A 20,289-nucleotide genomic window follows, 5' to 3' on the forward strand; every position below is an offset into this window, starting at 1 on the left:
AAGGAGCCCGAATCATGTATATTGTAACCACTTGTTTACGTCCGACAGATGATGTCTTATCTCGAGCACATACGCATGCAGCAGCGTACAAGATGACATTTGTCGACCGGCGCAAACTTTCCATCGACGAGTTGAAGAAACGTCATCAACGAGATGTACTTGTATTTGATAAACGACGTGTCGAGTTCACACCTCTGCATAGTACAGAACCGTTCTTTTTCCACCCATCGAGTTCCGTCTTTCGGGTGAAGCAACTGAGCCGAGGCGGAAGAGACCCACTCATTGACGCCATGCAAGCAACTCCGGGTGATCATATTCTAGATTGTACACTCGGACTCGGCTCGGACAGTATCGTCATGAGCCATGTCGTCGGTTCAAGCGGTAAAGTAATCGGGCTTGAGAGTCAGTTCATTACGGCACAACTCGTCCGAGAAGGCATGTCCGTGTGGGTCGAAAAAGATGAGCAGGTCAATGAGGCGATGCGACGCATTGAGGTCGTTCACTCCAACTCTCTCGACTATTTAAAAACGTGTGCGGATAATTCGTTTGATTGTATTTACTTTGATCCGATGTTTGAAAAAACGATTTCAGAATCGGTTCATCTGAACCCACTTCGCACAATCGCCGACACTTCCCCTCTCACGCAAGAGTTGATTACCGAAGCAAAACGAGTAGCCAAGAAACGAATTGTCTTGAAGGCGCATTTTGAGAGCGATACCTTTGAACGGTACGGTTTCACTCACATAAAACGTAAAACGTCGAAGTTCCATTACGGATATATCGACCTAGAGTCTAAGTCTATTTAGTCAAATTGAACTAAATAGGTCTTTAGACTCTTTTTTTGTTTATTATTTTCTGAATATTGACATTAATCAGACACAAAGAGTACATTTACAACAAGCTCACACATTTTCCCATTATTTTTTAACAGGAGGTTCACACAAATGAAAAAACGTTCCATCCGTCGAACGACACTCGCGGCTCTCATGACAACTGCCATGACAGTCAGTATCGTTCCGGCAGCTGGTGCTGCACCCCTCTCGGTTGCACCATCAGTTCCGACAACAAGCGAGCTCGCTCCGTTCGACCACAACATCATCGACGAAGAGCGTCTCGCGAAAGCTCTCGAGAAACGTGGCGTCATCAAAAAAGGATTGTCCGCATCCGAACGCATGAAAGCAGTCGATGCGTATATCGCGAAAAAGCAAGGTGAAGCAAAAGATCCACATAAGCACGACGACAAAGTGAACGAGAAGGCTTCAAAAGCAAAAGAGAAGATACATACTCAATTCGAAAAGGAATCAAAACGAATTCTTGATAAAGCGAAAAAAGGGCAAGGAAATTACCGTAAAGGGAAACCGAACGGTCAAGTAAAAGTATCTCCTGCCCAGCAATCTGCATACAACGGTTCGGTACGTGAAGATAAAGTCCTCGTTCTTCTCGTCGAGTACAGCGACTTCAAACACAATAACATCATCCAAGAGCCGGGCTATATGTACAGCGATAACTTCAGTAAAGAACATTACGAAAAGTATATGTTCGGTGATCAACAATTTGAACTCTTTAACGGTGAAAAGGTTCAAACGTTCAAACAATACTATGAAGAACAATCAGGCGGCAGTTATACGGTCGATGGTGAGGTTTCGGAGTGGTTGACCGTTCCGGGAACCGCGAAAGACTATGGAGCTGACAAAGGTGATGGCGGACATGATAACGTCGGACCGGGACCACGTCAACTCGTCAAAGATGCGTTGAATGCTGCGGTCGCATCTGGAATCGATTTGAAAGAACATGATCAATACGACCTTTACGATTTGGATGGAGACGGTGACTTCAATGAGCCGGACGGTCTCGTTGACCACTTGATGATCATCCACGCTGGGACTGGCCAAGAAGCAGGTGGCGGTGCGCTCGGTGACGATGCGGTATGGTCACATCGCTGGGTTCTTAACGGTGTTTATCCAGTAGCCAATACAGAAGCTGCAGTTCCTTACTGGGGCGGGAAAATGGCTGCATATGATTACACGATTCAACCTGAAGATGGTGCGGTCGGCGTTTTCGCACACGAGTTCGGACATGACCTCGGTCTTCCAGATGAGTACGATACGCAGTACACAGGTCAAGGCGAACCGGTACAATCATGGTCGATCATGAGTGGCGGTAGCTGGGCTGGTAAAGTGGCTGGTACGGAGCCAACAAGCTTCTCACCACAAAACAAAGAGTACTTCCAAAAAATCATGGGTGGAAACTGGGCAAACATCACAGAAGTCGACCTTGAAGACATCAACTCTCAAGGGTTCGTCGCACAACTCGACCAATCTGTGACGAAATCAAACAATCCAGGCATTGTCAAAGTCAACCTTCCTGATAAGAAGATTAAAGGAATCGAACCAGCTTATGGCGATCGCTACTATTACTCGACAAAAGGTGACGACATCCATACTGAGATGGCAACACCAGCTGTGAAACTTGGTGCGGACGGAGTCCTCGCATTCGATTCATTCTATGAAGTCGAATCAGACTATGATTACTTGTACATTAAAGCCCTCAGCGGTGGTCAAGAAGTCGTTCTCGATGTATTCGGTGACGACGTCAACGGTGCAAACGAAGCGGGCTACCCTGCTGAGACGACGAACGGTGCATGGGTCAACAAATCATACGACCTCTCACAATTCGCTGGACAAAATGTTCAAATCGTCTTTGAATACGTGACAGACGGCGGTGTCGCTATGAAAGGCTTCGCAGTCGACAACTTGTCAATCAAATCAGAATCAGCAACACTCTTCGCAGATGATGCAGAAGGCGCTGAAGCCGTGACGCTCGATGGATTCGTCTCTTCAGACGGATACGATTCAAAACCACACTACTACTACCTCGAATGGCGTAACCACGCTGGGTCGGATATGGGTCTTCTCAACGGTCGCGGCGTGAAATACAACACTGGTCTTGTCGTGTGGTATGGTGATGACTCGTTCACAGATAACTGGGTCGGTGTTCACCCTGGTGAAGGATTCCTCGGTGTCGTCGATTCACATCCTGAAGCGCTCATCGGTAACTTGAACGGTCAACAGACAGTCGCAGGTAGCACACGTTACCAAATTGCTGATGCGGCGTTCAGTCTCGATAAGACGCTCGCTTGGTATATCGATTCACCGAGTCGTGGCGTGTACGATTACAAAGCACAGCCTGGCGTGAAGCAGTTCAATGATGCAAACTCTTACATCAACTCGCTCATTCCAGATGCAGGACGCAAACTTCCGCAATACGGTCTCGTCATTGACGTAGTCGGTGAAGCGAAAGACAACTCTGCAGGTGCCGTTTGGATCCGTACAAAATAATGATGTAGCAGTCGACCTCCAGTCTTCCTCTATCGAAGATTGGAGGTCTTATTATTCTAAAAAAGCTTGAAAATGACGAATAATCTGTGTAACATAGTTGGTGTAACGCCTCTGTAGGTTAGTGGCAGACCTCAGCAATGGTAATGCTGCAGCACGAGTTCGATTCTCGTCGGAGGCATCAAGAATACCGCTCAACCAAGCGGTTCAGAGCACTTCCTGTTTATGACAGGAGGTGCTTTCTTTTTGCCTGTTCCCACTTTGTTCCCACTTTCCTAATTTTCATGTCGCGAATCACGATTTGTCGAATCGACCATGAATTTGTCGAACGATTGCACTTAACAGGGAGTTTCCAGAAGCACTTTTGATATAGAAGAAGATTTTATAATTTTACGGTGTTTACCTGAGTGGACCTCCCCCCTCACCTTGACATCATTTCCGTTCCTCTATAAACTTGAAAAGTTGAAATCATTGAATAGTTAGAGGAAGGAGCATGATTCATGCTAAACGAATGGTTATGGATTCCTTCTGCCATCCTTACACTCGGACTACTCGTCCTCAGTTACAAGTTATTCGGACGAGTCGGCTTATATGCTTGGATTGCGATGGCTTCGGTCGTTGCAAACATTCAAGTCACGCAACAGATTGTAATTGGCGGATACATTTTCACGCTCGGTAACATCGTCTACGGTTCGCTCTACTTGGCAACCGATATTTTGAACGAAAAACATGGGCGAGCGGCTGCCCGTAAAGGCGTATGGCTCGGATTTTTCATCTTGATCGTCTCAACGGTACTCATGCAATATGCACTTTTATATGAGCCGTTTGAAGAGGCTCTGTTCATGCATGAAAGCTTCGAGGCACTCTTCTCGATGCTGCCATTGATCACACTCGGTAGCCTTGCCGCCTATTTGGTCTCTCAATTGTTCGATGTCTTCGTCTATTCGAAGATTCGTGCAAAAACGGGTGAGAAAAAGCTTTGGCTCCGTACGACGGGTTCGACCGTCTTATCCCAATTGATTGATACGTTCACGTTCTGTATCATCGCATTCTGGGGAATGGAATGGGACATTTGGTGGAACATCTTTATCACGACATACGTGGCCAAGTTTGTGATTGCGTGGATGGCGACACCGTTCATGTATTACGCAAAACGGACAAATCCACAAGACGACACCGAACAGGACGCCGCATAAGAAAAGCCGTAACTTCATGTTGAAGTTACGGCTTTTCCTATGGTCGTTCGATCTGGATACGCACAGCATACGGACGGGCTTCTTCAATCGACGCCGACTCTCGACAGACGGTAATCGCTTTGAACGCGTCAATGGCGACCGCCTCGATGGTATGATCGTTCGTTTCGACTTCAAGAATGGTATAAGCAGGTAAGCGCTCGAGTTTAACCCACTCCCCGTTACGTTTTTTTTCATAGATGACTGGTGATTGAATCGAGTAACGTCGGAGTAAATCATGGACATTCATCTGATCTCCTCCCTATTCAAATCGTACATCCATTATAGAAAGCGCTTTCACTTTTGTAAAGCGAGTACACTTTAATTTTATACAATTTTCCACTTCATTTTGAATTCAATTTTACCGATAAAAGAAGTAAAGAAATGGGGTGAATTGATGCGTTATCGCCGACAGGAGACGTTCCGCTATATCCTACCGAATCCCCGTACCATCCCTTATCGACTTGTTTGGGAAGAAAAAGAACTTTATGATGGGGAAGGATTGCTCCTCAATGTAAGTTCTCATGGATTAAAACTGCGTTCGGACTATCTCTTCCCGCTCTCTGATGATTTACAGGTCCATTTTCTTTTCGACCTCGTTCCGACGCTTCAACCGATCGAACTCATGGGACATGTCAGACACCGTGGCCAAACGGGCTCGCTGTATGATTATGGGATCATGCTTGATGTGAAGGCTGACGAAACTCAGCAACTCGTCACGATGATTAAAACGTATGCACGTGAAAATAAATGAGAACATGCGTCAGGCATCTTCTCATTTTTTCGTGTCTCCAAAAGAGGGTATACTACAACTATCAACCATTGACGAGGTGTTCGTATGACAAGAAAATTCTTATTGATTCCTTGGGGACTGGCAATTGCATTCGCCGTCATCGGTCCAAATGTCCCGTTCGACGGACGCTTTCTTCTCGATTTTGTGACATATAATACCGAGGCGTACGAAGGCTATTCTCTATCGCTCTTTAGTATCTTAGGGGTGTTTCCCCTGGCGATGTTTCCACTTCTTTGGTCAGAAGTGAACCAGCTCAAACCAAATCCACTTATCGCCGCCATCAGTAGTTTTTTCGTTGGGGGATTTCTGCTTGCTCCTTATTTGGCATTTGCGAGACAGTCACCTTATCCGACCCCGGTCAAACCACTGCCGACCCGTATCCTCGGCGTTGTGCTTTTACTGGTGACAATCGGGTTGTTCATCGCTGCAGCCAATACCGGAAATGTTGCTGAATACTGGTCATATGTGGAGAACAATCAATTTGTTCGTACGATGACCGTTGATTTCTTCTTGTTGGCATTCATTCAAATCACGTTAATGAATCGGGATGCGAAACGCTATAAAATGAGTTTATGGCCGCTCCCGTATATCCCGTTGTTCGGTCTCATTTTCTGGCTCATGATTCGCCATCAAAAACCGTTCAATGAAGCACCTCCGAAGCGTGAGCGGGCTGAAATGAAACATTGAGTACCCGTTTTTCATCAGAAACGGCTATACTAGAAATTAGTTTTTAATGAAGGAGACCATCACATGCGTTATTTCCAAGTCACCTCTTACGTGACTGTCAAAAATGAAGAACTCGAATTCAATGAATATGTAAAAGTGCCAAACCAAAAGGTCGATCAGTTTTTGAAAGACACATTGGAACTCGATCTATACGATGACCAAGTGACATTGCACGAGTGTGTTGTCGCAAAAGGGAAATGGGAATGCCCGGTCGGTGATTTTGTCATCACGGAACATATGAACGAGAAAGCATTCAATCGGCTACAAAATAGCCGCTCTGTAAAGTCAACATCATAAACCAACTCAAAAAGATCCTCCTAGCTTATTCAGCTAGGAGGATCTTTTACCTGTTACACGCTTTATTCGTTCGATTCTTCCTCTGGATCAGGGTCAGGATGCTGTGTCGGAGCCGGTTTTTGCGCCGGGTTCGATTCATCATCCGGTAGCGGATCCGGGTGAACCCCTGGTTGTGATTCGTCACGCTTCATCGTATCCCTCCTTCATGTTTACTCCACTTGTTTATCCTTTTTTCACATGAATGAAACGTATCAGTGTATATTCCGGTTGCCGATGACACGTCTGGAGATCGCCTTCTCAATTTCAACGATGATAAAGACGACGGCACCAAATGCCACTGGATAAATCCAATCTTCCCACGTTAATGGAGCGGTACCGAATAACGTGTGCATAAACGGTACGTACGTGATGAACAATTGTAGGGCAATGAGTAAAGCCGATACGAGAAACGCAATCTTATTGTCAAAGAAATGACGGTTGAATGCAGGTGCCAACTCCGTACGGCAGTTGTACAAGTGGAAAAGCTGTGCCATGACGATAGCATTTAAGGTGATCGTTTGTAATTTCTCGGTCGAGTAGTCGAAATCCCCGAGCATGTAGTTGATCCATAAACTACCGCCCCCGATAATGATCGAAACGAAGGTGACGCGGAAGATATAGTATCGGCTGAGTAGCGGCACATTGGCCGGACGTGGCGGTCGTTTCATCGTACTCTCTTCGAGCGGCTCGAAAGCGATCGCTAAGGAGAGGGTAATCGCGACGACCATGTTGACCCATAAAATCTGCACAGGACTGAGCGGTGCGGCCGCTCCGAGCAAGATACTCATTGCCACAAGCAACGCTTGACCACCGTTTGTCGGAAGCAAGAAGAGAATGGTTTTCTTCAAGTTATCATACACCCGTCGTCCTTCTCGTACGGCGTTATAGATCGTTTTGAAGTTGTCATCGACAAGAACCATCTGAGATGCTTCTTTCGCTACTTCCGTCCCTTTAATCCCCATTGCCACACCAATGTCAGCACGTTTTAAGGCAGGTGCGTCGTTCACACCATCTCCTGTCATCGATGTGATCAGACCGTTCTCTTGCAATCCTTTGACGAGACGAAGCTTGTCGTTAGGGCTGGTCCGTGCGAATACATCGTTATGAACGGACGCCTCTTTGATTTCTTCATCTGTCATATCTGTCAATTCACGACCTTCGAGGGCGCCTTCCACTTCCATGCCCAGTTCTTTTGCAATCGCGACAGCGGTATCTTTATGATCACCCGTGATCATTTTAATTCGGATTCCAGCATCACGACACGCGGCAACCGCATCGATGGCCTCTTGTCGAGGTGGGTCGACGATTCCAAATAAGCCGAGGAAAATCAGACCATCTTCAACATCCTCATGGTCGATTGACGCTTTTGAACTGTCGACACGTTTTAGGCCAGCACCGAGAACGCGTTGACCGCGGTCGGCAATCTCTTTTCGTTTTTCATCCCAATAGTCTTGTTTAAAGTCTTCAGACAACGCCATATCAAAGAGTCGGTCCGGAGCCCCTTTGACAAAAATCATTCGCTCCCCTTTGTAATCGACGAGCGTCGCCATGTATTTATATTCAGAATCGAACGGAATCTTCGAGATAACTTTTAAACGTTCAATTGGGCGTTCAGCTTTCTCAGCGACCGTCAACAGACAAGCCTCTGTCGGATCGCCGTTGATGACCCAGTCGCCGTCTTCTTCATTCAACTGAGAATCGTTACACGTCTTCCCGACGGTTAACAGGTCAATCATGGATTCATCATCATCCAAGTCAAACGGTTGACCATTCAATTCGAGATCTCCATTCGGAGCATATCCGCTACCGGAGACTTCGATATCATGCTTCGCTGTCACGATTTGTTTGACGGTCATCTCATTTTTTGTCAATGTACCCGTCTTATCCGTACAAATGACAGATACAGCACCTAACGTCTCGACAGATGGTAGACTTCGGACAATCGCTTTTTGTTCGGCCATATTTCGGACGCCGAGCGCCAAAATGATGGAGATGACGGCAGGCAATCCTTCAGGAATTGCCGCAACGGCAAGACCGATTGTCGTCAGCATCAATTCGACCGGTTCATAATCCCGTAAAAAGTAGCCGAACGCATAAATCACGACGGAGATGATCAAGATGGCGATGGACACTGTTTGACCAAACTTGGTCGTCTGGCGAATCAGAGGGGTTTTGACGGTCTGCACTTCTGAAATCGAAGCGTTGATTTGACCGAGCTCTGTCCCTTCACCGATGGCTGTCACGATAGCTTTTGCACTTCCCGTCGCGACACTCGTTCCCGAGTACACCATGTTTTTCCGGTCGGCCAATACCGCTTCTTCTTTCACGACGTCTGATTTTTTCTCAACAGTCGTCGCCTCTCCCGTTAACGCCGATTCCTCGACCTTAAACTTTTCGGCTTGCACGACACGGGCATCGGCCGGCACTTTGTCACCGGCAGCAAGCACAAGCACATCCCCGACGACCAGGTCACTCGAGTCGATTTCGGATTGCTTGCCGTTTCGAACGATGGTCGCCTTTGTTTCTAACAATTTTTTGATTCCTTCTAGCGCCTCTTCGGCCTTATTCTCTTGAAGATATCCGACGACGCCGATAATCGTGACGACTAGCACGATGACGATCGTGTCAATGTACTCTCCTAAGAATCCTGTGACGACTGCAGCCGCTAATAAGACATACACGAGAACATCATTGAATTGTCTTAGAAATTTTATGATTTCAGGGGTTTTTTCTTTCTCCGGCAACACGTTTTTGCCGAATTCATCTTGACGACTTGTGACACTTTCTGTTGTCAGACCTGATTCAAGATCAGTTTCCACATGGGTTCGCACCTCATCTACTTCGAGCGCATGCCACGGTCTGTCTTCGTTCTGCATGATTCATCCTCCTCGACCAATACTTTTTGAAAAGTCTTTCCTCTATCTGTTCCCAATCTCATGCGGCTCGACACGTACAAACTTGTAGAATTGATGTCATTTTTCAAAGAAAACGCTTTCTTGATTTGAATTTTCTAATTGTAACCGGTATCATTGTTCAATTTTGATTTTTCTTCTGAAAATGGCTTTACAGAAGTCTTTCTATGCACGAATATAGAATAAATTATGAATAAATAGAGATAGAAAGAAGGAAGAGTTTATGGTCATTATTCAAGGAATCGCACTTTTACTGCTCATTCTCGCCTTGTTCACGCTGTTTAGTTATAAGGCGCCATTCGGAATGAAGGCAATGGGCGCCCTTGCTGGTGCGGCCATCGCGAGTTTCCTCGTCGAAGCGTTTAATGCGTATGCCATCGGCGGATTGCTACCACTCCCTCTTTATGAAGAAGTCGGTCAGGCGGCAGGCGCCTTGTCGGGTCCTGCCGCTGCGGCACTCGTCGCCATCGCACTCGGGATCAACCCCGTCTATAGTTTGATGATCGGGTTGTCCGTTTCAGGATTCGGAATCCTTCCTGGATTCTTCGCCGGTTACATCTTGGCTTTAGCTGGCACTCGAATCAATCGCTATCTGCCGACGGGCGTCGATATGATTTTCTACGTCATCGTGATGGCACCGCTCGCCCGTCTCGTCGCGACCGGGATAGACCCACTCGTGACAAATACACTTGAACAAATCGGAGCTGTCATCGAACTCGCAGCAACTCAAAATCCGGTCGTCATGGGTCTCGTCTTAGGAGGGATCGTCACGGTCGTATCGACATCACCTCTCAGTTCGATGGCCTTGACGGCGATGCTCGGTTTGACCGGGGTCCCGATGGCGATTGCCGCGCTCGCGTTGACCGCGTCCATCTCAATGAATTACTTGTTGTTCCGTCAATTGAAAATCGGAACAAAGAAAGATCAGCTCTCTGTCGCCATCGAACCGTTGACGCAAGCTGACCTCATTTCTGCTAACCCGATTCCGATTTACAGTGTCAATTTTGTCGGTGGAGCCATCGCCGGATTGATTGTCGCCATGACCGGTATGATCAACGATGCGCCGGGTTCGGCAGCCGGGATTCCGGGACTTCTAGTCATGTATGGTTTCAACGATTGGCAAACGGTCACCTTCACAGCCGTCGTGCTGTTCATCCTTGGGATCGGTTTCGGCTTGAGTGGAAGTCGTTTGTTCAAAAATTTCCCGATTGTCCGTCATACGGAAAAAGTCGAATCGACAGAAGAAGATGCGGCCTAATCAAAAAATCGATGCACGCTCGAACGAATTGTTCAGCGGCATCGATTTTTTATTATGACTCGTATGATTGTTCTTACAATAGAAAAGTGTCGACACGTTCACAAAGAAATCATCGCACTTTCTTTCCAATTGTGAATTGATCACCGGTTTAGTAAATCAACGAAAAAGCGTGTCAATCTACCGTGATGACTGCTCCTGTCTCACTGGATTGACGAGCAAGTTCAATCAAGCGGGTTGTCAATGTTGCATCTTGCAATGAAACGACTGGTTGCCGTACCTCATAACTATGGGCCAACTGTTGATAATACGACAAATAGCTCCCTTTCTCGATTTGAATCGATGCAACCTCTTCTTTCGATAATACGCCAGTCTCTATAAGATCACTTTCTAACTTGTCTTGCTTCAGAGCCTCTTCTTGAGGATCAAGTCCATATTTCACGAAACTTCCATGCGTGCCGTGCACTTCAAACCGAGGTGTTTCTCCAGCGATGAATGGGTTCGAACGAAGGTATACTCGCTTTTCACCATAATAGAATGTCAGAAGGAACCCATCATCGGATTGTCCGCCATCCCGTTGAATCATCACATCTGCTTGAATACGATCTGGCTTTCCAAACAAGGCGAGAGTTTGGTCAATCAGATGACTTCCTAAGTCGAATAAAATACCTGAACCGGGTCCTGCATTTTCACGCCACCGGTCACGTACATTCGGACGGAAACGATCAAATCGAGATTCAACCACCTTCCAGTCTCCAATTTCATTCGAATCAAGTAACGACTTAACTGTCAAGAAGTCTCCGTCGTAACGACGGTTTTGATAAACGTTGACGATGCCCTGCGATTTCGCTTCAAGTTCCATCAACTCATATCCTTCTTCCGTTGTCAGAAATGCTGGTTTTTCAACGAGCACATCTTTTCCCGCCTCGAGACAGGCAACAATCATCTCTTTATGTAAATGCGACGGTGTCGTGATGACATATAGAGAAGCATCCGATTGAAGCGCCTCGTCTAATGTCGCATATACCGTGGCACCAGGTAATTCAGCCTGTACTTCTTCCGGGCGCGATGACACGACCCCCCTCACTTCAAATGAATCGATGGCCTTTAAGAACGGCAAATGGAACGTGTTTGCCGAGAATCCGAATCCTACCAACATGGTTTTAATCATATAAAACCCTCCTTTTCGCTTTTGTTATTATATCAAAAAAAGGGTCTAATGACCCTTATGCACTCATGCTCTCATCTAATCTGTACTCGAACGTATTGTACCCGTTTCGTGAATCGACAAAGACGAAACCGAAACGTGGATAGTAATCATTTAGAAAGTCATTGTCAGCGACACAATCAAGACGAATTGGTTCCTCTTCATCGGCTTCCTCTAAGACATGCTCCATGAGTTGCTGTCCGACACCTTGCCCTTTTAGTTTTTCGCTGACGACGATTCGATGGATATATTGTCCACGTTCACTGTCGTCCCATAAGTGATCATCCCACTCATCTGGAGGTAACAATGCGATTGAAGCTAAAATTTGTTGGTCATCTTCAAAGACATATACACTGCCTTCAGCAATGTCAGTGCGCACACGCTTTACGAGGTCCTGTTCCAAATATTCGGTCCATTGGTCGCTTCCTTGTTCATTTAGCGCTACGGCTCGTTGTTCGATTAGGTTCGCGATGTGTTTAGCATCGCGCTTCGTCGCGAGTCGAATCATAACGTCCTCCTTTAGTTATACAGTATTTGAAATACAAATATAACGGAGAACAACATGCCTTTCAACCATCCTGCTCACTCGCCAAAATCAAATGGAGTGACGTCTCCATCGTTCAATTGATAACTATACGTCAACGTTGCATTAAGGCTATGCGATACGGAACAATAACGCTCAACGGACAATTCGATGGCTCGTCGGACTCGTTCTTCCGATAACTCGCCTTTCAGGATATACAAGATGTGAATGGCTGTAAAGCGTTTCGGATGATCGGTCGCCCGCACCCCATCGATTTTCATTTCGAATCCTTCAATTGGCTGGCGCATCTTATGCAGAATCGACACGATATCGATTCCTGTACAGGATGCGGTCGCGTGAAGCAACATTTCTGTCGGACGAGGTCCTGTATCGAGCCCACCGACATCATCCGCCGCATCAAGGATCACCGTGTGTCCTGATGGCGTATGTGTTTCAAACGCCATCCCTTTCTTCCATACGACTTCCATGTTCATCATCTTCTCCCCCTATTCATTTGATAGCATCCTATTCCCTCATTTAATGTATGATTAAGCTATGAATCGATTATAAAGGGGTGTATGTCGTTGGATTGGTCTATGATTTTCAGTTGGGGACTTTATATCGTCCTCGGGTTAAACATGTTGTTCGCACTCGCCGTCATCTTCGCCGAAAGACGTGACGTCGGTGCGACCTGGGCCTGGCTTCTTGTCCTGTTTTTCTTACCAGTGCTCGGCTTTATCGTCTATCTCTTCCTAGGGCGACAACTTAAGAAGGATAACTTCTATAATTTAAGTGTAGAAGAACGTTCCTTCCATTCGCTTCAAGTCGAAGCGCAACTTGAACAAATTCATTCGCGTCAAACCCAGCTCGCGCAGCCGCTGTTTGAAAAGTATGACCAACTGCTTCAAATGAACTTACGATCGTCTAAATCGTTGATCAGTGTACATAACCGTTCCCTCATCTTGCACGACGGCGAACAAAAGTTCAAAGCGCTGATGGATGACATTCGCTCGGCCGAGACGGAGATCAATATTCAATATTACATCATCCAGCGTGACGCTCTCGGTCAGGCACTGTTGAAAGAGTTGATCGAGCGTGCGAAAGCCGGTGTCAAAGTTCGACTCCTCTACGATGCGGTCGGCTCACGTAGTCTTCGGAACTCGGACTTTAAAGAGTTGATTGCGAACGATGGCGAGGTGCGTGTCTTCTTCCCACCGACACTCGGGATCATCAACTTCAAGTTGAACAACCGAAATCACCGAAAGGTCGTCATCATCGATGGGAAAATCGGCTATGTCGGTGGATTCAATGTCGGTACCGAGTATTTAGGTTTAGTCGAAAAATTTGGCTATTGGCGTGACACGCACCTGCGTGTCGAAGGAGATGTCGTTTACAATTTACAACACCGATTCATATTGGACTGGAATTATTCTGGTCACCGTAAACATGATCCTGAAAATGCCTTCTGCTTTGCGCGACATGACATTAAAGAAAATTCTCCGATGCAAATCGTCACGAGTGGACCAAACTCGGATACGGAACATTTGAAGAATATGATGATCAAGATGATCATGTCCGCCAAACGACGGGTCGTCATTCAAACCCCATACTTCATTCCAGATACAAGCTTTATGGACGCTTGCAAAATGGCACTCCATTCTGGCGTTCAGATGGATATCATGATCCCTGGAAAACCGGACCATCCATTCGTCATGTGGGCGTCCCTCTCGTTCCTTGGGGAACTCCTCGACTACGGGGCAAACGTCTATCTGTATGATAAAGGGTTTCTCCACGCGAAGACGCTCGTCGTCGATGATGAGATCGCGACCGTCGGGACGACAAATTTGGACGCTCGAAGCTTCCGTCTCAATTTTGAAGTGAACGCACTCATCTATGATGAGCGGGTCGCCCTCGAACTCGTTTCGTTATTCGAGACCGACACTGCGGTCAGTCGCACCTATACAGTGGAAGACTATGAATCCCGTAAATGGACGGTGCGCGCCCGTGAAGGGGTGTCACGCCTACTTAGTCCGATCCTATAATAAGACATGAGGCAGAGCGGAGCGCTCTGCCTCATTGTCGTTTACAGTTTGAACCGCGAGACGAGGTCTTGTAACTCCTCGGCCATGGTCGCGAGTGCTTTTGCTGACTGTGATACTTCTTCAATCGATCTCAATTGATCATCGGTCGTCGCCGCCACTTGCTTCGAGACGCTCGAATTCTCATCGGCGATGTCGGCGATTTGTGATGCCGTCGCTGCCACTTCCTGAACGTTCGCCGCAATTTCCTCGACGGTTGCGGTCACGTCTTCAATCCGTGGTGTCATCGCCACTGTCCGCTCCTTGATTTTCTCGAATCGGTCTGCTGTCATCTCAGATGACGCCAACCCTGCTTTCGTATGAGTAGATACTTCCTGCATCAACTGTACAGACTGTTCCGTCTCATGCTTGATTCGATCAATCAACGCCGCAATTTGTTTCGTCGACTGTTGTGACTGTTCTGCTAGTTTACGCACCTCGCTCGCAACGACCGCGAATCCTTTGCCGTTCTCACCCGCACGTGCCGCTTCAATGGCAGCGTTCAAGGCTAACAGGTTCGTCTGTTCAGCGATTCCATTGATGACCGTGACGATTTCTCCAATTTCGTTAGAGCGATGCGCCAACGAGTGAATGACTCCCTCGAATGTCACGACAGATGCATCGATCGCCTGCATCTGCTTCACGTTCTCTTTCACGGTCGTCGAACCGTCTTCCGCCTCATTCGAGGTTTCGCGTGAAAGTTCAGAAACGTCCATTGAACTCTCTGAGATTCGCATGATGCCCGATGTGATCGCTTGGAGCGACGTCGCATTGTCGTCGAGTTGTCGCTTCGAGCCATCGGCGCTGACTGCCATTTGCTCAACTGCGCGAGCAATCTGTTCCGATGAGGCCGTATTGTGTGCCGAATTGGCCATCAATTCTTGGGACGATGCGGCCACTTGACTGATTGAATCATCGAGACGGAGTAATACCATACGAAGTGAATCGCTCATTTCGTTAAAACTCTCTGAGACACGCCCGATTTCGTCGTTCGATAAGACGGTGATTGGCTCAGTTAAATCACCTGATTTGATTCGTTCTGCTCCCTCTGTCAATAAACGCAACGGACGTAAGATGGAACGGAGGACAAAGTAAAGAAGAATGGCTGCAATCCCGAACATTCCGATGATGACGAATCCAGTTGTCCAAAGAATGCCAACTGTCTCGTCTTGAATCTCACCGTCATATAACGTTCCAGCAACTTTCCATCCGGTGATGGGGTTCGTCACGAATGCCTTCTCCACACCTTCCCCATTCTCCGATGCAGACAGGGTCCCTTCTTCCTTGGCAAAGAGCGATTCTGTCCAAGATTCATCAATCTTTTCACCGACAGCCGTCGATGGATGAATGACCACTTGTTCGGCCTGGTCGAAGATGGCAACGTATCCTTCTTTCCCGATTTGAATGGTGGACGCCACTTCAGCGATATCGTTCACATCGACGTCTACAGCGACTACACCACGACCGTCTGAAGTCTTCTTCGAAACCGTGATCATCATTTTTTGAGAGGCGGCATCGACGTACGGATTCGTGATGGCAACATCTTGTCCACTTGCTTCAGCCGCTTCATACCATGGACGAGTCCGTGGGTCATATCCTTCTGGCAATTCCTGTTCAGGATAGATCGTCATCGCGCCTTCTGCTGAAGCAAAGTAGATGTTCGTCACTTTTGGATGTGTCTCCAAATACTCGGTAAACTTCTCTGCTAACGCTTGATTCGCTTCTCCCTCTTCATAAATTGAATCATCAATCCGATTCGCAAAAAATGAGATGTCCGTTTGAATCGGTTCGATGAGGTTCGTGACCTCGTTGTTCATCCGGTCTACCCCCGAATTGGCGGACTGGATCATTTGAGACTCGATTTTACCTTTAGCCTGCGAATAGGCGACGATTCCAATCAATGTGGCTGGAATAAGTAATAATAGAACGGATAAGACAATTAACTTTTGCTTGATACTAATCGTACGCTTCTGTTTCATAAAACATCTCCTTACCCCGAATAAAATATTCAAGCGAGTTCGATGAGTCGAATCTCACTTGGGTTACTCATCATATCGGTCAAAAGTCATTAAATCTGAAGAATTGATCGAATTATTCGAAAATTATTTTTCGGAAACTGAAATGGAGTTTCATTGTTGTATTCGATTGAACAAATCTAACTATTCGTATCTATGAATAAATTGAGTTACCATATCGGAAAAGAGGGTCAAAGGATGAATTCATTATTGGAAGAAATCAAATCGTATAAAGATCAGTTTAAACAAAAAGCACCTGCCGAGAAGCAACGATTGATGGCTCAGGCGACTCAGGAATTGAAAGATTCGGGAATCGCATCAGGGTTAACAGTTGGAGATCAAGCGCCATCGTTTGAATTGCCTCACGTGGACGGGACAGCCGTCTATTTGAAAACGCTGCTTGAAAATGGACCAGTCATCGTCACATTTTACCGAGGTGGATGGTGCCCATACTGTAACCTCGAGCTCCGCGCTTACCAGCGCGAGTTGGCAACAATCCAAGAAAAAGGCGCGACTCTTGTCGCAATCAGTCCCGAGACGCCGGATTATTCCCTTTCGACTAAAGAAAAGAATGAACTTGATTTTTATGTATTGAGTGATGTTGATAATATTGTCGCACGTCAATTCGACCTCGTCTTTGACATGCCCGATTACTTGATTGACATTTACAAGGCATCTGGACTAAATGTCGATGCACATAACGGGAACGAGGATTGGCAGTTGCCGAAACCGGCCACGTTCATCATCCAATCCGATGGAACGATTTCGTTCAGTGATGTGCCTGCTGACTATACAGAACGTGTCGACCCGAAAACGGTTATTGAAAAATTGTAAATAAAAGGAGATGACGCGCGTCATCACCTTTTCTATTCACTTCACTTATTTCGTTTATAGTCTTACAAACTCCTCGTGTAACATTGCGTACACCATGCTATCGGTCCATTCATTCTTATTCCAATAGTCTCTCAAGAAATGAGCTTCTTTTCTCATTCCAACCCGCTCGCATAATTTCTGAGAAGCTACATTTCTGGCGTCGAGATTGGCTTGTACCCGATGTAGATTGAGCTTTATGAACAACTCCGCTAGCAATCCGCTCACTGCCTCCGTCGCATATCCTTTTCCTGAATGTGAATCAGAAAAACAATACCCGATTTCTACCGTATCTTTCATACCCGTGTACCAAACTGTGAGATCCCCAATCACTTCATCTTGATGTACGACTGCTAAATTCAACGTACTAGTCTCGGTAAGAATAGAATTCGTTAGTTTTTTATCAAATTCTTTCTTCCTGTTTTCAGACGTCCATGGCTCATGCAAAAGATATCTGCATGCTTCTGGTTTTGAATACATTTCGAATGTAGCATGCAAGTCTTTCTCCATAAATGGTCTGATTTCTAGACGTTTAGTGGTAAATTTCACGTCGACTCCTCCCTAACATTTGATTGCGATCTCCCCATGAAACTCTCCTCCGGTTCACGACCTATGAGGACATGATAAATTGCTCCACTCGCTTGAGAAGAGTTTCAAGTAGCCGGAGTGACTGGTATGTGTTACCTGTGTACTCGAGACTGTGATTCATCTGCTCGATAATCTCGAGTTCAGTCAATGTCAGATGTTCAAGATGCTGGATTCGTTCCAGTACATAATGTTGGTCCGCCGTTCCTATGAGAATCATCTGTTGTCCTTTATGAGACTGGATCGCTTCATATATATCGTCTTGTTTCAACAAAGGTGTCAACCAAACGAGTTTGGCATCATCAAACACGTTTCGGGTGAGTTCACTTGCCATCGCAACCGTACCGAGCGATTTTCCGACGATGATGTATTGTTGAACGGAATCAGTATGTAGGATTTGATCGATGACGAGTCGAACATCATCAACAATTGCCTTATTTACATCGACTGAATCGTACCGCTCGTCGCGATAGTTATAGTTGACTTCGAGAACGTTCAACCCATTCTCTATGCACAATCCAGTCGTATAGCGAAACATTGGAGAATCGTTTGTATATCCGTATCCGGGCAACAAAATCACGAGTGTGTCGGATGACGAATCAGGCTGCAGGTACGAATACGGGACGGGTATTCCGTTTTTCCCAATGACTTGACCATCTGTTACTTCATACATGCTGTCTCCTCAATTCTGCAAGAGCTGCGTTTCAGGGTGATGAATCATCGTTCCAATGCTCTCTCCTTCGAGAATACGATGAATGGCGTTCCGCTCCTTGAAGTCGAACAAGTGAATCGGCAAACCGTGATCTCTCGCGAGAAGCAATGCCGATTGATCCATCACTTTCAAATCATTCGAAATGACATCGTTATAGTGAAGGGTTTCAAATTGACGAGCGTCCGAATCCAAACGAGGATCGCGGTCATATACGCCGGAGACACCGTTCTTTGCCACGAACAAGGCATCACATCCCACTTCGATGGCACGCTGAACAGCCGGATAGTCTGAAGAAACGAACGGTTGACCGTTACCGCCTGCAAAAATGATGATATATCCTTTTTTTCAAATGATTGATGGCTCGAAGTTGAATGTACGGCTCGGCTACACTCGGCATTGGAATCGATGTCATGACGCGTACTTCTCGAGTCGTATCTCGTTTCAAGATTCCACGTAGCATCAATGAATTCATGACCGTCCCGAGCGTCCCGATACTGTCAGCCTCCACTCGATTGATCCCCCACGCTTCTGCTTGATTTCCGCGAAAAAGATTTCCCCCGCCGACCATGACACATACTTCAACCCCGCTTTTTGCGAGTGACAATATTTCTTCAGCTATCAGACTGAGACTCATTTCGTCGAAGTTATCCGTTCCATCACCAGCTAGAGCGGCTCCACTTAACTTGATACAAATTTTTCGGTGCTTCAACGTCTCCCAACCCTTCATTTGGAATTTTTTGTTCAATTCAGTATAGAAGAGATTGTTCGATTGAACAACAGTATTCCATTTTGATTCAAAGGGACATTTTTTCGTATTCTTTGTAAGTCTCCTCAAACATATAAAGTCCATCGATCTCTTCATCGATAAACGTATACAAAGACATTTCAAAGTCTAAAGGTTGTGCTTCGGTGAAACACTCTTTTACTCTAAGTAAACCTTCTTTTATATACAGCTTTCCCTTTTCGATATTCTCGTTTGAGATATAGTACCGTCCAAGATCAAGATGGTAACGAGGAAATTCTGGGTACTCTGCAATCGCCTTTAACAGATACACTTCATACTGATCTGGACGTTCATAACCATGTAGATTGGCCATCGAATAGTAGAGGATCCCTTTTGATTTAACATCCATTTCACTCAACAAAAAAAGACCGTAGAACATTCTACAGTCTCTAAGCTCAGGCTCCCATGATGGAGTCATGACGGGTCGTTTCCCATCCATACGCCACTTCTCGGAGCATCAATTCACCAAACTCTCGATCTTTCTGGTCGATGACCTGCCCTTGTTTTCGCTCATAAAATGTACGGAACGGATTCATCTCAAGTGCCCAGATCAAGAGCCCTGCCTCACACATCGAGTGCACGGCATGTTCAAGGAGAGCGGACCCGATTCCATTCCCTTGATGGTTCTCTAAAATATAAATGGCATATACTTCATTCGTGTGGTTTGGGTACTCTCCTGTCCGCTCTTCTCCGTAAAGAACGAAGCCCACGATTTCGTCCTCGACAATCGCCACAAAGCCGGCTACTTCTTGCCGACGAAGGGCGGTCCGCAAACGTTCTGCCCATTCGATGGAGCCGGATGATACTTTTAGCAAATACTCGGTCGGTACGATCCCCCGATAGGTCGTACGCCACCCGTTCACACGCACTCTCGCAATCCCATACACATCATCTGGTTTGGCGACCCGAATGTCCAATGTGACCCC

General features: G+C 46.4%; 20 protein-coding genes, 1 tRNA gene and 1 pseudogene. 10 read left to right on the top strand and 12 right to left on the bottom strand.

Annotation, left to right across the window (positions count from 1 at the left end; all coding sequences use genetic code 11):
• Window positions 1–14 precede the first annotated feature (14 nt).
• The 4 genes from KD909_RS07735 (at window position 15) to KD909_RS07750 (ending at window position 4,531) form a co-directional block, all read left to right on the top strand.
• Window positions 15–806: a class I SAM-dependent methyltransferase gene (locus KD909_RS07735; RefSeq protein WP_211781243.1), complete on the top strand. Its 792-nt coding sequence runs from the start codon at window positions 15–17 to the stop codon at window positions 804–806.
• Between the two features lie 153 nt (window positions 807–959).
• Complete coding sequence (locus KD909_RS07740; RefSeq protein ID WP_371744420.1) at window positions 960–3,338, top strand: immune inhibitor A domain-containing protein; 2,379 nt, start codon at window positions 960–962, stop codon at window positions 3,336–3,338.
• A 107-nt stretch (window positions 3,339–3,445) separates the two neighbouring features.
• A tRNA-Thr gene (locus KD909_RS07745) sits at window positions 3,446–3,516 on the top strand.
• A 319-nt stretch (window positions 3,517–3,835) separates the two neighbouring features.
• Complete coding sequence (locus tag KD909_RS07750) at window positions 3,836–4,531, top strand: queuosine precursor transporter (protein WP_012726235.1); 696 nt, start codon at window positions 3,836–3,838, stop codon at window positions 4,529–4,531.
• Between the two features lie 37 nt (window positions 4,532–4,568).
• Here the strand turns inward: KD909_RS07750 and KD909_RS07755 are convergent, their stop codons facing one another.
• The gene (locus KD909_RS07755) at window positions 4,569–4,817 is read right to left on the bottom strand and encodes a hypothetical protein (RefSeq protein WP_012726234.1); all 249 of its coding nucleotides are present in this window, start codon (window positions 4,815–4,817) and stop codon (window positions 4,569–4,571) included.
• A gap of 147 nt (window positions 4,818–4,964) precedes the next feature.
• On the opposite strand from KD909_RS07755, the gene KD909_RS07760 reads away from it, so the two are divergent.
• The 3 genes from KD909_RS07760 (at window position 4,965) to KD909_RS07770 (ending at window position 6,383) form a co-directional block, all read left to right on the top strand.
• The gene (locus tag KD909_RS07760) at window positions 4,965–5,321 is read left to right on the top strand and encodes a PilZ domain-containing protein (protein WP_012726233.1); all 357 of its coding nucleotides are present in this window, start codon (window positions 4,965–4,967) and stop codon (window positions 5,319–5,321) included.
• An 84-nt stretch (window positions 5,322–5,405) separates the two neighbouring features.
• Entirely contained in the window at window positions 5,406–6,047 is a 642-nt protein-coding gene (locus tag KD909_RS07765) for a hypothetical protein (RefSeq protein WP_012726232.1), read from the top strand.
• 63 nt (window positions 6,048–6,110) lie between these two features.
• The gene (locus KD909_RS07770; protein WP_211781245.1) at window positions 6,111–6,383 is read left to right on the top strand and encodes a hypothetical protein; all 273 of its coding nucleotides are present in this window, start codon (window positions 6,111–6,113) and stop codon (window positions 6,381–6,383) included.
• A gap of 62 nt (window positions 6,384–6,445) precedes the next feature.
• Here KD909_RS07770 and KD909_RS15565 read toward each other — a convergent pair whose 3' ends face one another.
• Entirely contained in the window at window positions 6,446–6,574 is a 129-nt protein-coding gene (locus KD909_RS15565; RefSeq protein WP_012726230.1) for a hypothetical protein, read from the bottom strand.
• Between the two features lie 60 nt (window positions 6,575–6,634).
• Window positions 6,635–9,298, bottom strand: coding sequence for a cation-transporting P-type ATPase (locus tag KD909_RS07775; RefSeq protein WP_211781246.1), 2,664 nt, complete (start codon window positions 9,296–9,298; stop codon window positions 6,635–6,637).
• 259 nt (window positions 9,299–9,557) lie between these two features.
• Here KD909_RS07775 and KD909_RS07780 point away from each other — a divergent pair, with 259 nt between their 5' ends.
• A complete protein-coding gene (locus KD909_RS07780; RefSeq protein WP_211781247.1) occupies window positions 9,558–10,592 on the top strand; it encodes a PTS sugar transporter subunit IIC in 1,035 nt (344 codons plus the stop codon).
• 172 nt (window positions 10,593–10,764) lie between these two features.
• On the opposite strand, the gene KD909_RS07785 is transcribed toward KD909_RS07780, so the two are convergent.
• The 3 genes from KD909_RS07785 to KD909_RS07795 all read right to left on the bottom strand — a co-directional run bounded on the left by KD909_RS07785 (window position 10,765) and on the right by KD909_RS07795 (window position 12,813).
• The gene (locus tag KD909_RS07785; protein ID WP_211781248.1) at window positions 10,765–11,760 is read right to left on the bottom strand and encodes a Gfo/Idh/MocA family protein; all 996 of its coding nucleotides are present in this window, start codon (window positions 11,758–11,760) and stop codon (window positions 10,765–10,767) included.
• 55 nt (window positions 11,761–11,815) lie between these two features.
• Window positions 11,816–12,304: a GNAT family N-acetyltransferase gene (locus KD909_RS07790; RefSeq protein ID WP_211781249.1), complete on the bottom strand. Its 489-nt coding sequence runs from the start codon at window positions 12,302–12,304 to the stop codon at window positions 11,816–11,818.
• A gap of 74 nt (window positions 12,305–12,378) precedes the next feature.
• Entirely contained in the window at window positions 12,379–12,813 is a 435-nt protein-coding gene (locus KD909_RS07795) for an OsmC family protein (RefSeq protein ID WP_371744365.1), read from the bottom strand.
• An 84-nt stretch (window positions 12,814–12,897) separates the two neighbouring features.
• Between KD909_RS07795 and cls the strand changes: the two genes are divergently transcribed.
• Window positions 12,898–14,361 (top strand): cardiolipin synthase, encoded by a 1,464-nt coding sequence (gene cls / locus KD909_RS07800; protein ID WP_371744366.1) that lies wholly within the window; start codon window positions 12,898–12,900, stop codon window positions 14,359–14,361.
• 41 nt (window positions 14,362–14,402) lie between these two features.
• Here cls and KD909_RS07805 read toward each other — a convergent pair whose 3' ends face one another.
• Complete coding sequence (locus tag KD909_RS07805) at window positions 14,403–16,376, bottom strand: methyl-accepting chemotaxis protein (protein WP_211781251.1); 1,974 nt, start codon at window positions 16,374–16,376, stop codon at window positions 14,403–14,405.
• Window positions 16,377–16,610: 234 nt separating this feature from the next.
• On the opposite strand from KD909_RS07805, the gene KD909_RS07810 reads away from it, so the two are divergent.
• On the top strand, window positions 16,611–17,246 hold the full coding sequence (locus KD909_RS07810) for a peroxiredoxin-like family protein (protein WP_211781252.1): 636 nt from the start codon (window positions 16,611–16,613) through the stop codon (window positions 17,244–17,246).
• A gap of 54 nt (window positions 17,247–17,300) precedes the next feature.
• Here the strand turns inward: KD909_RS07810 and KD909_RS07815 are convergent, their stop codons facing one another.
• The 5 genes and pseudogenes from KD909_RS07815 to KD909_RS07835 all read right to left on the bottom strand — a co-directional run bounded on the left by KD909_RS07815 (window position 17,301) and on the right by KD909_RS07835 (window position 20,280).
• A complete protein-coding gene (locus KD909_RS07815; RefSeq protein ID WP_211781253.1) occupies window positions 17,301–17,831 on the bottom strand; it encodes a GNAT family N-acetyltransferase in 531 nt (176 codons plus the stop codon).
• Window positions 17,832–17,892: 61 nt separating this feature from the next.
• Window positions 17,893–18,540 carry an alpha/beta family hydrolase gene (locus KD909_RS07820; RefSeq protein WP_211781254.1) on the bottom strand — a complete coding sequence of 216 codons (648 nt, stop codon included), beginning with the start codon at window positions 18,538–18,540 and terminating at the stop codon, window positions 17,893–17,895.
• Between the two features lie 9 nt (window positions 18,541–18,549).
• Window positions 18,550–19,306 (bottom strand): annotated as a pseudogene (gene pyrH, locus KD909_RS07825) (UMP kinase).
• A 67-nt stretch (window positions 19,307–19,373) separates the two neighbouring features.
• On the bottom strand, window positions 19,374–19,781 hold the full coding sequence (locus KD909_RS07830) for a hypothetical protein (protein ID WP_211781255.1): 408 nt from the start codon (window positions 19,779–19,781) through the stop codon (window positions 19,374–19,376).
• Complete coding sequence (locus KD909_RS07835; RefSeq protein WP_211781256.1) at window positions 19,759–20,280, bottom strand: GNAT family N-acetyltransferase; 522 nt, start codon at window positions 20,278–20,280, stop codon at window positions 19,759–19,761. Before KD909_RS07835 ends, KD909_RS07830 begins: the two co-directional genes overlap by 23 nt.
• Window positions 20,281–20,289 lie beyond the last annotated feature (9 nt).

The sequence above is a fragment of the Exiguobacterium sp. PFWT01 genome, assembly GCF_018255795.1.
In the GTDB taxonomy this organism is placed as follows: Bacteria; Bacillota; Bacilli; order Exiguobacteriales; family Exiguobacteriaceae; genus Exiguobacterium.

Coding starts and splice junctions, on each gene's coding strand:
- KD909_RS07735 (WP_211781243.1), top strand. CDS start 15: ATGTATATTGTAACCACTTGTTTACGTCCGACAGATGATGTCTTATCT.
- KD909_RS07750 (WP_012726235.1), top strand. CDS start 3,836: ATGCTAAACGAATGGTTATGGATTCCTTCTGCCATCCTTACACTCGGA.
- KD909_RS07755 (WP_012726234.1), bottom strand. CDS start 4,817: ATGAATGTCCATGATTTACTCCGACGTTACTCGATTCAATCACCAGTC.
- KD909_RS07760 (WP_012726233.1), top strand. CDS start 4,965: ATGCGTTATCGCCGACAGGAGACGTTCCGCTATATCCTACCGAATCCC.
- KD909_RS07765 (WP_012726232.1), top strand. CDS start 5,406: ATGACAAGAAAATTCTTATTGATTCCTTGGGGACTGGCAATTGCATTC.
- KD909_RS07770 (WP_211781245.1), top strand. CDS start 6,111: ATGCGTTATTTCCAAGTCACCTCTTACGTGACTGTCAAAAATGAAGAA.
- KD909_RS15565 (WP_012726230.1), bottom strand. CDS start 6,574: ATGAAGCGTGACGAATCACAACCAGGGGTTCACCCGGATCCGCTACCG.
- KD909_RS07775 (WP_211781246.1), bottom strand. CDS start 9,298: ATGCAGAACGAAGACAGACCGTGGCATGCGCTCGAAGTAGATGAGGTG.
- KD909_RS07780 (WP_211781247.1), top strand. CDS start 9,558: ATGGTCATTATTCAAGGAATCGCACTTTTACTGCTCATTCTCGCCTTG.
- KD909_RS07785 (WP_211781248.1), bottom strand. CDS start 11,760: ATGATTAAAACCATGTTGGTAGGATTCGGATTCTCGGCAAACACGTTC.
- KD909_RS07790 (WP_211781249.1), bottom strand. CDS start 12,304: ATGATTCGACTCGCGACGAAGCGCGATGCTAAACACATCGCGAACCTA.
- KD909_RS07795 (WP_371744365.1), bottom strand. CDS start 12,813: ATGAACATGGAAGTCGTATGGAAGAAAGGGATGGCGTTTGAAACACAT.
- cls (WP_371744366.1), top strand. CDS start 12,898: ATGTCGTTGGATTGGTCTATGATTTTCAGTTGGGGACTTTATATCGTC.
- KD909_RS07805 (WP_211781251.1), bottom strand. CDS start 16,376: ATGAAACAGAAGCGTACGATTAGTATCAAGCAAAAGTTAATTGTCTTA.
- KD909_RS07810 (WP_211781252.1), top strand. CDS start 16,611: ATGAATTCATTATTGGAAGAAATCAAATCGTATAAAGATCAGTTTAAA.
- KD909_RS07820 (WP_211781254.1), bottom strand. CDS start 18,540: ATGTATGAAGTAACAGATGGTCAAGTCATTGGGAAAAACGGAATACCC.
- KD909_RS07830 (WP_211781255.1), bottom strand. CDS start 19,781: ATGACTCCATCATGGGAGCCTGAGCTTAGAGACTGTAGAATGTTCTAC.